This window comes from Kitasatospora sp. NPDC048298 (assembly GCF_043201465.1).
In the GTDB taxonomy this organism is placed as follows: domain Bacteria; phylum Actinomycetota; class Actinomycetes; order Streptomycetales; family Streptomycetaceae; genus Kitasatospora.
Genome location: NZ_JBICYZ010000017.1, coordinates 85,769 through 102,117 on the forward strand (window position 1 = coordinate 85,769; position 16,349 = coordinate 102,117).

Sequence of the window (16,349 nt, forward strand, 5' to 3'; positions counted from 1 at the left end):
CGTACGGGCGGCGGGTGGTCAGCCGTTCACCGCGGCCGTGCCGCCGGGCGCGTCGCCGGCCGCGTCGAGGGCGGTCGCCACGGCCCGGCCGATGACGGCCAGGGGGGCGGGCAGGGTCATGCCGTGGTGGTCGGCGGCGACGGCCGTGTCGACCACCCGCCCGGTGCAGTGGTCCCGCCACACCTCGGCGGTGGGCGCGGTGTCCGACCGACCATGATCGGCGGTGAAGAACAGCAGGTCGCCGTGGAACGTCGCCGGGGTGAACTTGTCCAGCAGAATCGTGCTGCGGACGAAGGTCTCCACGACGGCGGCGGCCTCGCGCTCGTCCAGGGCCCGCTCGTCCGACGAACGCTCGTCCCGCACCTGCTCGCCCGCCGGGCCGTCGAGCGTCCGCAGCAGCGTGCCGAGCAGCTCCCGGCGCAGCTCGGCGGTGTCAGGCCGGGCCACCGGGGTGCCGGGGTAGCAGTCCAGCACGGCCAGCAGGTCGACCCGCTCGCCCGCCGCCTGCAGCCGCGTGGCCATCGCATGGGCGACCGCGCCGCCGAAGGACCAGCCGAGCAGGTGGTACGGGCCGCTCGGCTGCACCGCGCGGATCCGGGCGACGTACTCGGCGGCCATCTCCTCGACGCTTCCCGGCAGGCCGTCCGTCTCCCGCAGCCCGCGCGCCTGGAGGGCGTACAGCGGCCGCTCGGCCGGCAGGTGCCCGGCCAGTCCGCGGAAGGACCAGCCGAGGCCGAAGCCCGGGTGGACGCAGAACAGCGGCGGCAGCGTGCCGCCGGTGCGCAGCGGCAGCAGCACGTCGAAGGGGTCGGCGGACGGTGCCTGCGGCTCCTGCGCGCCCAGTCGGGCGGCCAGCGCGGCGGGCGTCGGCGCCTCGAACAGGTCGCGGACGCCGGCCCGGTGGCCGAGCGCGCGCAGCCGGCCCGCCAGGCGGGTGGCGAGCAGGGAGTCGCCGCCGAGGCCGAAGAAGTCCTCCTCGACCCCGACCTCCGGCCGGCCCAGCGCCTGCGCGAACAGCTCGCACAGCTGCCGCTCGACGCCCTCGGCGGGCTCGCGTCCGGCCGGGCGCGGGCCCTCCTCCGGGGCGGGCAGTGCCCGCCGGTCCACCTTGCCGTTCGGGGTCAGCGGCAGCGCGTCCAGCAGCACCAGCGCGCTCGGCACCAGGTAGCCGGGCAGGTCCTCGGTGAGCTGCTTGCGCAGCACCCCGGGGTCGGGCCGCTCCTGCTCGGCCGGCACCAGGTAGGCCACCAGGCGCCGGTCGCCGGGCCGGTCCTCGCGGACCACGGCGCAGGCCCCGGCCACCGCCGGATGGGCGGTCAACGCGGCCTCCACCTCGCCGAGTTCGATCCGGAAGCCGCGCAGCTTCACCTGCTGGTCGGCGCGGCCGGCGAACTGCAGCTCGCCCTGCCCGGTCCACCGGGCGAGGTCGCCGGTGCGGTACATCCGGGCGCCGGGCGGGCCGTACGGGTCGGCGACGAAGCGCTCGGCGGTCAGCTCGGCGCGCCCCAGGTAGCCCCGGGCCAGGCCGGTGCCGGCCACGTACAGCTCGCCGACCGTGCCGGGCGGCACCGGGCGCAGCGCGCCGTCGAGCACCCGGATCCGGGTGTTGTCCAGCGGGCGGCCGATCGGCAGCGCCGCGCCGGGGTCGGTGACGGGGGCCAGGGCGGCGCGGGTGGCGAAGGTGGTCGTCTCGGTCGGGCCGTAGCCGATCACCACCCGGGTGCCCGGGCAGGCCCGCTGGACGGCGGCCACCGCCGCCGGTGACACCACGTCACCGCCGGCCAGGACCTCGCGCACTCCGGCCAGGGCCTGCGGCCGCTCCTCGGCGATCAGCGCGAACAGCCCGGCCGTCGCCCACAGCGCCGTCACCCGGTGGGCGGCCAGCACCTCGGCCAGCTCGGCCGGGGTGCGTGCTTCCGGCGGCGCCACCACGACGGTGCCGCCGGACAGCAGCGGCACCCACAGTTCGTAGGTGGAGGCGTCGAAGGCGGGGGAGGAGTGCAGCAGCACCCTCCGGTGCGCCCCGCCCTGCCAGCGCCGGTCGGCGGCCAGCTCGGCGACGTTGCGGTGGGTGACCGCCACGCCCTTGGGCCGGCCGGTGGAGCCGGAGGTGTACATCAGGTAGGCCAGCGCGTCCGGCGGCACCGGGGCGGCCGGGCGGGCGGCCGGGCCGTCCGGCACCTCGTCGGCGAGCAGCGTCGGCAGACCGAGCAGGTCGGCCTCGGCGCGCAGCGCCCGGTCGGTGAGGACGACCCCGGTGCCGGTGTCGTCGAGGATCAGCCGTCGGTGCGCCAGCGGGTAGCGTGCGTCCAGCGGGACGTAGCAGCCGCCCGCCTTGAGCACGGCGAGGACGGCCACCACCAGGTCGGCGGAGCGGTCCATCAGCACGGCGACGGGGCTCTCCGGGCCGACGCCGAGCAGCCGCAGCCGCTCGGCGAGCCGGTCCGCCCGCTCGTCCAGCTCCCGGTAGCCGAGTTCGACCTCGCCGCAGACCACGGCCGGGGCGAAGGGCGTGCGGGCGGCCTGCGCCGCGAACAGCTCGGGCAGGCTGCCGGTCGGGGTCTCGGCGGCGGTGTCGTTCCAGGCGGTGAGCACGGTACGGGTGGTCGCCTCGTCCAGCAGGGCCAGCCGGCCGACCGGGAGCAGCGGGTCGGCGGCGAGGGCGGTCAGCACCGCGCGCAGGCCGGTGAGGATCCGTTCGGCGGTGGTCCGGTCGACCAGCGACGGCCGGTGGTCCACCCGCAGCCCGAGCCGCTCGCCGGGCAGGACGGCCAGGGTGACGGGGTAGTGGGTGCCGTCCAGGCCGTCCGCGCCGGTGATCCGCAGGCCCCCGCCGGGGGCCTCGGCGAGCGCGGACGGGTCCACCGGGTAGTTCTCGAACACGTAGGTGGTGTCGAAGAGTTCGCCGACCCCGGCGAGGCGCTGCAGCTCCGCCAGGCCCAGGTGCTGGTGGGCGAGCAGCGCCGACTGCTCCCGCTGGAGCCGCGCCAGGAGGGCAGCCAGCGGTTCTGCCGGGTCGAGCCGCAGGCGCACCGGCAGGGTGTTGATCAGCAGGCCGACCAGCCGTTCCACGCCGGGCAGTTCGGCCGGGCGGCCGGAGACCACGGCGCCGAAGACGACGTCCTCGCGGCCGGTCAGCTGGGCGAGCACCAGGGCCCAGGCGCTCTGGAGCACGGTGTTGACGGTCACGCCCAGGCGGCGGGCGGCGGCCTCCACGGCGGCGGTGAGCTGCGGCGACAGCCGCTCGTGCAGCTGTTCGGGCAGTTCCGCCCCGGTCGGGCGCCCGGCCCCGGCCAGCAGGGTGGGCTCCTCGACCCCGGCCAGCGAGACCTGCCAGGCCGCCCGGGCGGCCGCCCGGTCCTGCCCGGCCAGCCAGTCGAGGTAGTCGCGCAGCGGTGTCGGGCGGGGCAGCCCGGACCCGCCGGTGCCGGCCCGGTACAGCTCGGCCAGCTCGCCGATCAGGACCCCGATCGACCAGCCGTCCCAGAGGATGTGGTGGTTGGTCAGCACCAGTACGTGCCGTTCGGCGGCCAGGCGGACCAGGGCCAGGCGCAGCAGCGGCGGCGCGGCGAGGTCGAAGCGGCGGGCCCGCTCCTCGGCCCGCAGCCCGTCCAGCGCGCTCTGCTGCTCGGACTCCGGCAGGCCGCTCAGGTCGAGTTCCCGCCAGGGGAGTTCGACCTCGCGCGGGATCACCTGGAGCAGCCGGCCCTGGGTGGACTGCCGGAAGCCCGCCCGCAGGTGCGGGTGCCGCTCCAGCAGGCCGGTGGCGGCCCGGTGCAGCGCCGCGGCGTCCAGCGGCCCGGCCAGCCGGAGCGCCAGCTGGGCGGTGTAGACGTCCGGGCCGCGCTCCTCGTAGCGGGCGTGGAAGTACAGGCCCTCCTGGAGCGGCGCGGGCGGCAGCACCTCGGCGAGCGGTTCGACGGCGAGCGCGTCCAGTTCGGCCTGGGTCAGCCCGGCCAGGGGCACGTCGGACGGGGTGAGCGCGTTCGCGCCCGGCTGTTCGGCGTAGGCGACGAGGTCGCGCAGCGCCTGGAACCAGAGCGTGCCGAGCTCGCGGACCTCGGCCTCGTCCAGGACGCCGGTGGCCCAGGTCCAGGCCGCGACCAGGGTCGGGCCCTCGGGCCGGTCCTCGGTACGGGTGTTGACGGTCAGCGCCTGGGCCAGCGGGGCGTGCCGGTCCAGGCCGCCGTGCTCGGTGCCGACCGGCAGGGCCGACCACGGCGCCGCCGGTCCGTCCGGGGCGTCGCCGAAGCGGCCGAGGTAGTTGAACCCGAGCTGGGGGGTGGGCAGTTCGGCCAGGACAGCGGCGGTCGACGGGTCGAGGTGACGCAGCAGGCCGTGGCCGAGACCGTGGTCCGGCGCGGAGCGCAGCTGCTCCTTGACGGCCTTCAGTGCCTCGCCGAGGCCGCCGGCCCCCGGGTCCAGCCGGACCGGGTGCGCGGTGGTGAACCAGCCGACCGTACGGGAGAGGTCGACGCCTCCGGTGAACTCCTGGCGGCCGTGGCCCTCCAGTTCCACCAGCAGGCCGCCGCCGTGGCCGCGCCGGCGCCGGACGGCGAGGGCGAGGGCGGTCAGCAGGACGTCGTTGACCTCGGCGTGGAAGCGGGCCGGGACGCGGGACAGCAGCGGGGCGGTGACCTCGGCGGGCAGCGCGAGGTCGAGGCGGCCCGCGGTGTCCGCGGTGTCCCGCTCCGGGTCGAGCGGGCGGCTTCCGAGCAGGGCGTCCGGTTCGGCCGAAACGGCCTGCCAGTAGGGGAGTTCGGCGGTGCGTTCGGCGGCCTCCCGCTGGAGGAGGTGGGCCCAGTGGCGGAAGGAGGTGCCGGTGGGCTGGAGGGTCTCGCCGTGCCAGGCGGCGGCGAGGTCGGGCAGCAGGATGCGCCAGGAGACGCCGTCCACGACCAGGTGGTGGATCATCACCAGCATTCGGCCGGGGGTGTCGGGGCCGGCGTCGAACCAGACCAGCTGCACCATCTCGCCGGCCGCCGGGTCGAGCCGGCCCTGGGCGGCGAGCGCCTCGCGCCGGAGCAGCCCCGGCTGGTCGGCGGCGTCCGGGCCGGTGGCGTCGACCCGGGTGATCCGGGGTTCGGCGCTGCCGCGCGGCGGGACGTGCAGGGTCCAGTCGCCGCCTTCGGTGGTGACCAGCCGGGCGCGCAGCGCGTCGTGGTGGTCCAGCAGGGTGCGCAGCGCGCCGGTCAGGCGGTCGAGGTCGGCGCCCGGCGGCAGCTGCACCAGCATGGCCTGCTGGAAGCCGTCGATCCGGCCGCCGTGCCCGCGCAGCCAGTGCATGATCGGGGTGGCGGGGAGGTCGCCGGTGCCGTCGTCCCCGGTGGTGGCGGAGTCCACCTCCCGGGCGGCGAGAGCGAGTTCGGCGACGGTCTGGCGGGTGAAGACGTCCCGGGCGGAGAAGACCAGACCGGCGGCGCGGGCCCTGGCGACCAGCTGGATGGAGGTGATGGAGTCGCCGCCCAGCTCGAAGAAGCCGTCGTCGACGCCGACCCGCTCCAGGCCGAGCAGCTCCGCGAACAGCGCGGCCAGCAGCTCCTCCCGCTCGCTGCCGGGGGCGCGCCCGGAGGCGGCCGCGGCGAAGTCGGGCGCGGGCAGCGCCCGGCGGTCCACCTTGCCGTTCGGGGTCAGCGGCAGCGCCGCCAGCACCACCACCGCGGCGGGGACGAGGTGCTGCGGCAGCCGCTCGGCCAGCGCTGCGCGCAGCGCGGCCGGGTCGAGGGCCGCGCCCTCGGCCGGGACGGCGTACCCGGTCAGCCGGCCCTCGCGGACCGCCGCCGCCGACTGCCGGACGGCCGGCTGGTCGGCCAACGCGGCCTCCACCTCGCCGAGTTCGATCCGGAAGCCGCGCAGCTTGACCTGGTCGTCGGTGCGGCCCAGGTAGTCGAGCGCGCCGTCCGCCGTCCAGCGCACCAGGTCGCCGGTGCGGTACATCCGGCTGCCGGGGGCGCCGAACGGGTCGGCGAGGAAGCGCTCGGCGGTCAGGCCGGGCCGGCCCAGGTAGCCGCGGGCCAGACCGTCACCGGCCAGGTACAGCTCCCCGGGCACGCCCGCCGGCACCGGCCGCAGCCGCGCGTCCAGCACGTACACCCGGGTGCCCCGGATCGGGCGGCCGATCGGCGGGGCGCCGGCGCCGGTGAGCGGCTCGCTCATGGTGGCGCAGACGGTCGCCTCGGTCGGGCCGTACGCGTTGACCAGACGCCGGCCGCGGGACCAGCGCTCGGCCAGGCCCGCCGGGCAGGCCTCGCCGGCGGTGACCAGGGTGGTCACCGAGGGCAGGTCCGCCGGGTCCAGCGCGGCGAGGGCGGCCGGGGGCAGCGTGACATGGGTGATCCGCTGCTCGGCGGCCAGCTCCACCAGCGGGGTGCCCGGGGCGAGCCGCTCCTGCGGGGCGATCACGGCGGTGGCCCCGGACAGCAGCGCCATCGCCAGCTCGGAGACGGCCGCGTCGAAGCTGGTCGAGGCGAACTGCAGCACCCGGCTGCCGGCCGTCACCGCGAAGCGCTCGATCTGCGCGGCGGCCAGGCCCGCCAGACCGTGGTGGGGCACCACGACTCCCTTGGGGCGGCCGGTGGAGCCCGAGGTGTAGATCACGTAGGCGGGGTGCGCGGGGAGCAGCGGCGTGCGGCGCTCGGCGTCCGTCAGCTCGTGGGCCGGCACGTCCGCGAGGTCGAGCGCGTCCAGGTCGAGGACCGGGACGTCGTGCGCCGGCAGCGCGGTGGCGCCGTCGGTCAGCAGCAGGGCCGCGGCCGAGTCCGTCAGCAGGTAGGAGATCCGCTCCGCCGGGTACGCCGGGTCCACCGGGAGGTAGGCCGCGCCCGCCTTGAGCACGGCGAGCAGCGCCACCGGGAACCGCTCGGAGCGGGGCAGCGCGATGGCGACGCGCTGCTCGGGGCCGAGGCCGAGCCCGACCAGGTGGCGGGCGAGCCGGTTGGCGGCGGCGTCCAGCTCCCGGTACGTCAGCTCCCGGCCCTCGCAGGCGACGGCGACGGCGGACGGGGTGCGGGCGGCCTGCGCCGCGAAGAGCTCGGGCAGGGTGGCCGGGGCGAGCGGCGCGCCGCCGGTGCCCCAGCCGTCCAGCAGCCGGGCGCGCTCGGGCCCGTCCAGCAGCTGGATCGCGCCGATCGGGGTGTCCGGCGCCGCGGTGACGGCCGTGAGCAGCCGGCGGAAGCGCTCGGCGAGCAGCTCGACGCTCGCGCGGTCGAACAGGTCGGTCGCGTACTCGAAGCTGCCCTCCAGGCCGGCCGGGCTGCCGTCCTCGGCGGTGAGTTCGCCCAGGCTGACCGAGAGGTCGAAGCGGGCCGCCACCGCGCCGGTGGCCACCGCCTCGGCCCGCAGCCCGGGCAGCTCCAGCCGGGGCCCGGCGTTGTTCTGCCAGGCGATCATGGTCTGGACGAGCGGGTGCCGGCCCATCGAACGGGCCGGGTTGACCGCCTCGACCACCTGCTCGAACGGGACGTCCTGGTGGGCGTAGGCGCCCAGAACGGACTCCCGCACCCGGCCGATCAGCTCGGCGAAGCTCGGGTCGCCGCTCAGGTCGGTGCGCAGCACCAGGGTGTTGACGAAGAAGCCGACCAGCTCGTCCAGCGCCTCGTCGGTGCGCCCGGCGACCGGGGTGCCGAGCGGCACGTCCTCGCCCGCGCCGAGGCGGGAGAGCAGGGCGGCCAGCGCCGCCTGCACCACCATGAAGACGGTCGCGCCGTGCTCGGCGGCCAGTTCGGTGAGCGCCCGGTGCAGCGCGGCGTCGGCGGCGAAGCCGATCCGCTCGCCGCGGTGGCTCGCCACGGCGGGACGCGGCCGGTCGGTGGGCAGCTCCAGCTCCTGCGGGGCGCCGGCCAGCGCCTGCCGCCAGTAGTCGAGCTGGCGGCTCTGCAGGCTCTCCCCGTCCTGCGCCGAGCCCAGCAGCTCGCGCTGCCACAGCGTGTAGTCGGCGTACTGGACGGGCAGTGGCGCCCAGGCCGGGGCCGTGCCGGCGAGCCGGGCGGCGTAGGCGGCGGAGAGGTCCCGGGCCAGCGGGCCCATCGACCAGCCGTCGCCGGCGATGTGGTGCACGGTCAGCAGCAGCACGTGCTCCCGCGGGCCGGTGGCGAGCAGGGTGGCGCGCAGCGGCAGCTCGCGGGCGAGGTCGAAGCCGCGCCCGGCCGCGTCGGCGAGCAGGCCCGGCAGCAGCTCCGCCGTGGTCTCCACCACCTCCAGCCCGACCGGGGCGTCCGTGACCAGCTGCTCCGGCGTGCCGTCGGCGCCCTGCGGGAAGACGGTGCGCAGCGCCTCGTGGCGGGCGAGCACGTCGTCGAGCGCCCGGCCCAGCGCCGCGCGGTCCAGCGGGCCGGTGAGCCGGACGGCCAGCGGGATGTTGTAGGCGGCGCTGACGCCTTCGAGCGCGCCGAGGAACCAGAGCCGCTGCTGGGCGAAGGACAGCGGCAGCCGCTCGGGCCGCGCGGCGCGGCGGACGGCCGGGCGGACGGCCTGGCCGGCCTGCGGCGACTCCTGCGCGAGGCGCTCGGCCAGCGCGGCGACGGTCGGCGCCTCGAACAGGGTGCGGACGGCGAGTTCGGCGCCGAGCACCGAGCGGATCCGGCTGACCAGCCGGGTGGCGAGCAGCGAGTGCCCGCCGAGGGCGAAGAAGTCGCCGTCCACCCCGACCTCGGGCAGGCCCAGCACCTCGGCGAACAGGGTGCACAGCTCCCGCTCGCACTCGGTGCGCGGCGCACGGCCGGCCGGGCCGGCGGGCAGCTCGGGCGCGGGCAGGGCGCGGCGGTCCAGCTTGCCGTTGCCGGTCAGCGGCAGCGCGGCCAGCTCGACCAGGGCGGCGGGCACCATGTAGCCGGGCAGGGTGGCGGCCAAGTGCTCCCGGACGGACTGCTCGCGGGCGGACCGCTCCTGGACGGACTGCTCGTGGACGGACCGCTCCCGGACGGACTGCTCCTGGACGGACCGCTCCCGGACGGACTGCTCGTGGACGGACACCGGGTCGGCGCCCTCGGCCGGCACCAGGTAGCCGACCAGGCGCTTGTCCCCGGGGCGGTCCTCGCGGACCAGCACGGCGGCCTGGCGGACGGCCGGGTGGCGCAGCAGCGCCGCCTCGATCTCGCCGAGCTCGATCCGGAAGCCGCGGACCTTCACCTGCTCGTCGGCCCGGCCGAGGTACTCCAGGCCGCCGTCGGCGGTGCGCCGGACCACGTCGCCGGAGCGGTACATCCGGGTGCCGGGCGCGCCGAACGGGTCGGCGAGGAAGCGCTCGGCGGTCAGCCCGGGTCGGCCGCGGTAGCCGCGGGCCAGGCCGGGCCCGGCCACGTACAGCTCGCCCGGCACACCGGCCGGGACCGGCCGCAGGGCGCCGTCCAGCACGTACAGGTCGAGGTCCGGCAGGGCGCGGCCGATCGCGCTGACCGCGTCGGCGGCGGTGGCGCGGGCCGGGTCGAGCGGGTGGTGGGTGGCGTGCACGGTGGTCTCGGTGATGCCGTACATGTTGACCAGGCGCGGGCCGTCCGCCGGGTGCTCGCGGTACCAGTCCGCCAGGCGGCCCGGGTCGAGGGCCTCGCCGCCGAAGACGACGGTGCGCAGGCCGGCGATCGCGCCGGTGCGGTGCTCGCGCTCGGCGTCGAGCAGCTGGTAGAAGGCGGACGGGGTCTGGTTGAGCACCGTCACCCGCTCGCGCCGCAGCAGCTCCAGCACCTCGGCGGGGGAGCGGCTGACCAGGTGGGGCACGACGACCAGCCGGCCGCCGTGCAGCAGCGGGCCCCAGAGTTCCCAGACCGAGAAGTCGAAGGCGTAGGAGTGAAACAGCGCCCAGACGTCCTGCGGGCCGAAGCCGAACAGCGGCTCGGTGGTGGTGAGCAGCCGGACCACGTTGCGGTGCGGGACGGTGACGCCCTTGGGGCGGCCGGTGGAGCCGGAGGTGTAGATGACGTACGCCGGGTGCGCGGCCAGCAGCGGGGAGCGCAGCTCGGCGTCGGTCAGGTCGGCGTCGGTCGCGCGGCCCGGGCTGTCAGGGCCGTCCGGGCTGTCCGCGTCGAGCAGGACGACGGGCACGGCGGACGCGGGCAGCCGGTCGGCGGTGGCCGCGTCGGTGAGCAGCAGGGCCGGGGCCGCGTCGGCGAGGATGTAGTCGGTCCGCTCGGCCGGGGAGTCCGGGTCCACCGGGATGTAGCAGGCGCCGGACTTGAGGACGGCGAGCAGCGCGACCACCAGGTCGGCGGAGCGCGGCAGGGCCAGTGCCACGGTCCGCTCGGGCCCGGCGCCGAGCGCGACCAGGCGGCGGGCGAGCCGGTTGGCGGCGGCGTTCAGCTCCCGGTAGGTCAGCTCGCGGCCCTCGCAGGTGACGGCGACGGCGGACGGGGTGCGGGCGGCCCGGGCCTCGAAGAGCCGCGGCAGGGTGGCCGGGTCCGGCGCGGCCTGCGGGCGGGTCGCCGGCAGGACGGCGGCGCGCTCGGCGGTGGTGAGCAACTCCAGGCGCCCGGTGGGCAGTTCGGCGTCGGTGACGAAGGCCGACAGCACCCGCTCGATCCGGGCCGACAGCTGTTCGGCGCCGGCCCGGTCGAAGAGGTCGGGCCGGTAGGCGAGCCGGAGGTCCAGGTGCGGGCCGGGGATCACCACCAGGGTGAGCGGGTAGTGGGTGGCGTCCTGGATGCCGGCCGAGGAGATCCGCAGCCCGTCGGCGGGGGCGGCCAGCGCCTGTGCGTCCACCGGGTAGTTCTCGAAGGCCAGGGCGGTGTCGAAGAGTTCACCGATGCCGGTCCAGCCGCTGATCTCGGCCAGGCCGACGTGCTGGTGCGCCAGCAGGACGGACTGCTCCTGCTGGAGCCGGTCGATCAGCCGCCCCAGCGGCTCGGCCGGGGTGGTGCGCAGCCGGACCGGCAGGGTGTTGATCAGCAGGCCGACCATCCGCTCCACGCCGGGCAGTTCGGCCGGGCGGCCGGAGACCACCGCGCCGAAGACCACGTCCTCGCGGCCGGTGTGGTGGGCCAGCACCAGGCCCCAGGCGGCCTGCAGCACGGTGTTGACGGTGACGCCCCGGCGGCGGGCGGCGGCGGTCAGGCGCTCGGTGAGCTCGGCGGGCAGCAGGGTCCGCAGCCGCTCGGGCAGCACGGCCGGGCCGTGGTCGCCGCCCGCCACCAGGGTCGCCTCCTCGACCCCGGCGAGCGCGGTGCGCCAGGCGGCGCGGGCGGTGTCCGCGTCCTGGGCGGCGGCCCAGGCGAGGTAGTCGCGCAGCGGCGCGACCCGGGGCAGATCGGCGTCGCCGTCCGCCCGGTAGAGGGTGAACAGCTCCTCGACGAGGACGCCCACCGACCAGCCGTCCCACAGAATGTGATGGTTCGTCAGTATCAGGGCGTGCTGCTCCTCGGCCAGCCGGACCAGGACGACGCGCAGCAGCGGCGCCGTGGCGAGGTCGAAGCGGCGGCCGCGTTCCTCGGTGCGCAGCTCCTGGAGCGCGGCCTCCCGGGCCGGCTCGTCGAGGCGGGTGAGGTCCACCTCCCGCCAGGGCAGCTCGACCTCGCGCGGGATCACCTGCACCGCCCGGCCGTCCGGCAGGGTCCGTACGGCGGCGCGCAGTTGCGGGTGGCGCTCCAGCAGGGCGGCGGTCGCCGCGCGCAGCCGGGCGGCGTCCAGCGGGCCGTCCAGGCCGAGGGCCAGCTGGGTGGTGTAGACGTCCGGGCCCTCGGTGTCGTAGCGGGCGTGGAAGTAGAGGCCCTCCTGGAGCGGGGCCAGCGGCAGGACGTCGGCGAGCGGCTCGACGGCCGCCCGCCCGGTGGCGGGGTGCCCGGCGGCCAGGTGGTCGAGGCCGGCCTGGGTGACGCCGGCCAGGTGGTCGAGGTCGGCCTGGGTGACGCCGGCCAGCGGGACGTCCGAGGGCGTCAGCCCGCCCGCCCCCGGCTGCCGGGCGTGCTCCGTGAGCGCCGCCAGCGCGTCGAACCAGGCCCGGCCCAGCGCGCGGGCCTCGGTCTCGGTGAGCGCGCCCTCGGCCCAGGTCCAGGCGGCGGTCAGCCGCGGGCCGCTCTCGCAGTCCTGCGTCCAGGCGTTGACGGTGACGGCGTGGGCGGCGGCGCCCGGCTCGACGCCCTCGGCGGCGAGTTCGGGGGCCGGGGACCAGTCGGCGCCGGCGGGGTGGCCGGCGGAGATCCGGCCGAGGTAGTTGAACCCCAGCTGCGGCTTGGGGAGTTCGGCCAGGACCGGGGTGGTGGCGGGGTTCAGGTGGCGCAGCAGCCCGTAGCCGAGGCCGTGGTCCGGCAGGGCGCGCAGCTGTTCCTTGACGGCCTTCAGCGCGGCGCCCGGCTCGGTGGTGCCCGGCTCCAGCCGGACCGGGAAGGCGGTGGTGAACCAGCCGACGGTGCGGGAGAGGTCGACGCCCTCGGCGAACTCCTCGCGGCCGTGGCCCTCCAGCTCGATCAGCACCCCGCCGGTGCGCTCGCGCACCCGGTTGACGGCCAGCGCGAGGCCGGTCAGCAGTACGTCGTTGACCTCGGCGTGGAACAGCGCCGGCAGGGTGGTCAGCAGCGGCGCGGTGAGCTCGGCGGGCAGGGTCAGCTCCACCCGGCCGGCGGTGGCGGCACCCGGCGCCGGCTGGGCGAACAGCGGCTCCTCCGCGGCCGGTACGCCCTGCCAGTAGGGGAGTTCGGAGGTGCGGCGGTCGGCCTCGGCGGTCAGCAGCCGGGCCCAGCCGCGCAGCGAGGTGGCGACGGGCTGCAGCTCGCCGCCCTGCCAGGCGGTGGCCAGGTCGGGCAGCAGGACGCGCCAGGAGACGCCGTCCACCACCAGGTGGTTGGCCGTCACCAGCAGGCGGCCGGGGGTGTCGGGGCCGGCGTCGAACCAGACCACCTGCAGCATCACCCCGGCGCGCGGGGCCAGCCGGGCCCGGGCGGCCCGGGCCTGGGCCGTGACGGCGGCCCGCAGCTCCTCGGGCCCGGCGCCGGTCACCTCGACCCGGGTGACGCAGCCCGCGGCCCGCACCTCGCCGCTCGGCGGCACGTGCAGCGCCCAGGTGCCGTCGGCGGCGGTGACCAGCCGGGCGCGCAGGGCGTCGTGGTGGTCGAGCACGCTCTGGACGGCGGCGGTCAGCCGCTCCGGGCCGAGGTCGGCGGGCACCTGGAGCAGCACCGCCTGGTGGAAGCCGTCCACCTCGCCGCCGCGTTCGCGCAGGGCGTGCAGGATCGGCAGCGCGGGCGCCTCGCCCAGCGCGGCCTCGCCGTCGGCGGCCACCGCCTCCTCGGCGCCGCGCGCCACCTGGGCCAGCTCGGCGACCGTCTGCCGGGTGAAGACGTCCCGGGCGCTGAACACCAGCCCGGCCTTGCGGGCGCGGGCGACCAGCTGGATGGAGGTGATGGAGTCGCCGCCCAGCTCGAAGAAGCCGTCGTCGATGCCGACCTCGGCGCGCCCGAGCACCTGGCCGAACAGACCGGCGAGCAGTTCCTCGCGGGCGGTGCGGGCGCCGCGGCCGGGGGCGGCGGGGCCGAAGTCGGGGGCGGGCAGGGCGCGGCGGTCGACCTTGTCGTTGGGGGTCAGCGGGAGGGTCTCCAGCAGCACGACCGCGCTCGGCACCATGTACTCGGGCAGCGCCTCGCCGAGGTGCGCGCGCAGCTCGGCCGCGTCCACGGCGGCTCCCGGCGCGGGCACCGCGTAGCCGACCAGGCGCTTGTCCCCGGGGCGGTCCTCGCGGACCACCACCACGGCCCGGGCCACCGCCGGGTGGGCGGCCAGGACGGCCTCGACGCCGCCCAGTTCGATCCGGAAGCCGCGGATCTTCACCTGCTCGTCGGCCCGGCCGACGAAGGCCAGCACGCCTCCCCCGGCCTCCGGCTGGGGGGACCCCAACGGCTCCCGGCGCACCAGGTCTCCGGTGCGGTACATCCGGGAGCCGGGCGGGCCGTACGGGTCGGCGACGAAGCGCTCGGCGCTCAGCGCGGGCCGGTTCAGGTAGCCCCGGGCGGTACCGATGCCCGCGAGGTACAGCTCCCCGGTGACGCCGGCCGGGACCGGCCGCAGCGCCGCGTCCAGCACGTACGCCTGGGTGTTGTCGAGCGGGCGGCCGATCGGCATGGCGCCGGGCTCGGTGCCGTCCACCAGGTGGGTGGTGCCGAGCATGGTGACCTCGGTCGGGCCGTAGCCGATCACCACCGAGGTCTCCGGGCTCACCGCGCGGACCCGGGCGACGGCGGTCGGGGAGACCACGTCGCCGCCGGTGAGGATCTCGCGCACGCCCCGGAAGCACTCCGGTCGCTCCTCGGCGACCAGCCCGAACAGGCCGGCGGTGACGAACACCCCGGTGACGCCGTACTCGCCGAGCAGGCGCTCCAGGTCCTGCGCGGACAGCAGGCCGTCCGGGGCGACGACCAGCCGGCCGCCGGCCAGCAGCGGCACCCACAGCTCGGCGGTGGAGGCGTCGAAGGAGTACGGGGCGTGTAGCAGCACGCGCTCGTAGGCGCCGCCGAGGAAGCGGCGGTCGGTGGCGAGGGCGACCACGCCCTCGTGGGTGGCGGCCACGCCCTTGGGGCGGCCGGTGGAGCCGGAGGTGTACATCACGTAGGCGAGCCGGTCCCCGGCGGCCGGGACGTCCGGGGCGCTCGCGTCGCCCTCGGCGGGCACCTCCTCGACCACCACGACGGGCAGCGCGCCGCTCTCGTCCAGGCCGCGGGCCTCCTCGGCGAGGGCGCGGTCGGTCAGCAGCACCCGGGCGGCGGTCTCGGCGAGGATGTGCCGGCGGTGGGCGAGCGGGTAGCGGGAGTCCAGCGGCACGTAGAAGCCGCCGGCCTTGACCACGGCGAGGATCGCCACCACCAGGTCGGGGGAGCGGCGCAGCAGCAGCGCGACGCCGGTCTCCGGGCGCACGCCCCGCTCGACCAGGTGGCGGGCCAGGCGGTTGGCCCGGGCGTCCAGCTCGCGGTAGCTGAGCTCGCCGCCGTCGAAGAGCAGGGCGACGGCGTCGGGCGTCTCGGCCACCCGGGCCTGGAACAGCTCGGCCAGGGTGCGGCCGGGCAGTTCGGCGGAGGTCTCGTTGCAGGCGACGACCAGGCGATGCTCCTCCTCGGCGTCCAGCAGCCGCAGCCGGCCCACCGGCTGCTCCGGGTCCGCGGCGAAGTCGCCGAGCAGGTCCGCGAGTCGGGCGAGCAGCCGGCGGGCGGCCGGCTCGTCGAAGAGGTCCGGCCGGTGGTCCAGCCGCAGGCTGAGCCGGGCGCCGGGGACGACCGCGAGGTTGAGCGCGTAGTGGGTGGCCTCCCGGCTGTCCGCGGCGGTCACCCGCACCGCCGAGGAGGCCGTGGACAGCGACTGGGCGTCCAGCGGGTAGTTCTCGAACACCACGTTGGTGTCGAAGAGTTCGCCCAGCCCGCCCCAGCGCTGCACCTCGGACAGGCCGACGTGCTGGTGCGCCAGCAGCGCCGACTGCTCGGCCTGCAGCCGGGTGATCAGCGCGGCGACCGGCTCGGCCGCGGCGGTGGACACCCGCACCGGCAGGGTGTTGATGAACAGGCCGACCATCCGCTCCACGCCGGGCAGCTCCGGCGGGCGGCCGGAGACGGTCGCGCCGAACACCACGTCCGCGCGGCCGGTCAGCCGGGAGACCAGCAGGCCCCAGGCGGCCTGCACCACGGTGTTGACGGTCACGCCCAGGCGGCGGGCCAGCGCGCCCAGTTCGGCGGTGGTCGCCTCGGCGAGGTCGCGCTTCACACGCCCGGGCAGCACGGCGGCGCGCTCGTCCCGGTCCTGGGCGGGCGCCACCAGGCTCGGCTCCTCCAGCCCGGCGAGCGCCGAGCGCCAGGCCGTCTCGGCGGCGCCGCGGTCCTGGGCGGCCGCCCAGGACAGGTAGCTCTTGTACGGGGCGACCCGCGGCAGTCCGGTGGCGTCCCCGCCGCTCTGGTAGAGCGCGAACAGCTCGCCCATCAGCAGGGCGTTGGACCAGCCGTCCCACAGGATGTGGTGGTGGTTGAGGATCAGCACGTGCCGTTCGGCGGCCAGCTTCAGCAGCAGGAAGCGCAGCGCGGGCGGCTTGGCCAGGTCGAAGCGGCGCTCGCGGTCCTCGGCGCGCAGCCGCTCGGCCTCGGCGGCCTGCTCGCCGGCGGGCAGGTGGGTGAGGTCGACCTCCTGCCAGGGCAGCTTGATCCGGCGCGGGATCACCTGCACCGCCTTGCCCGAATCCGCCTGGCGGAAGGCCGCCTTGAGGTTCGGGTGGCGCTCCAGCAGGGCGAGCCCGGCGGCCTGCAGCGCGGCCGCGTCCAGCGGGCCGTCCAACTGCAGGGTGAGCTGGGAGGAGTAGACGTCGACGCCCTCCTCCTCGAACCGGCTGTGGAAGAACAGCCCTTCCTGGAGCCGCGAGAGCGGGAGGATGTCCTGGATACGTGCGTTAACCATGGTGC

The 16,349-nt window shown here is 77.1% G+C and carries 1 protein-coding gene; it reads right to left on the reverse strand.

The genetic code is table 11. From position 1 onward, the window contains the following. Window positions 1-18 precede the first annotated feature (18 nt). Window positions 19-16,344: an amino acid adenylation domain-containing protein gene (locus tag ACGF0D_RS16080; RefSeq protein ID WP_392916545.1), complete on the reverse strand. Its 16,326-nt coding sequence runs from the start codon at window positions 16,342-16,344 to the stop codon at window positions 19-21. Between the last annotated feature and the right edge of the window lie 5 nt (window positions 16,345-16,349).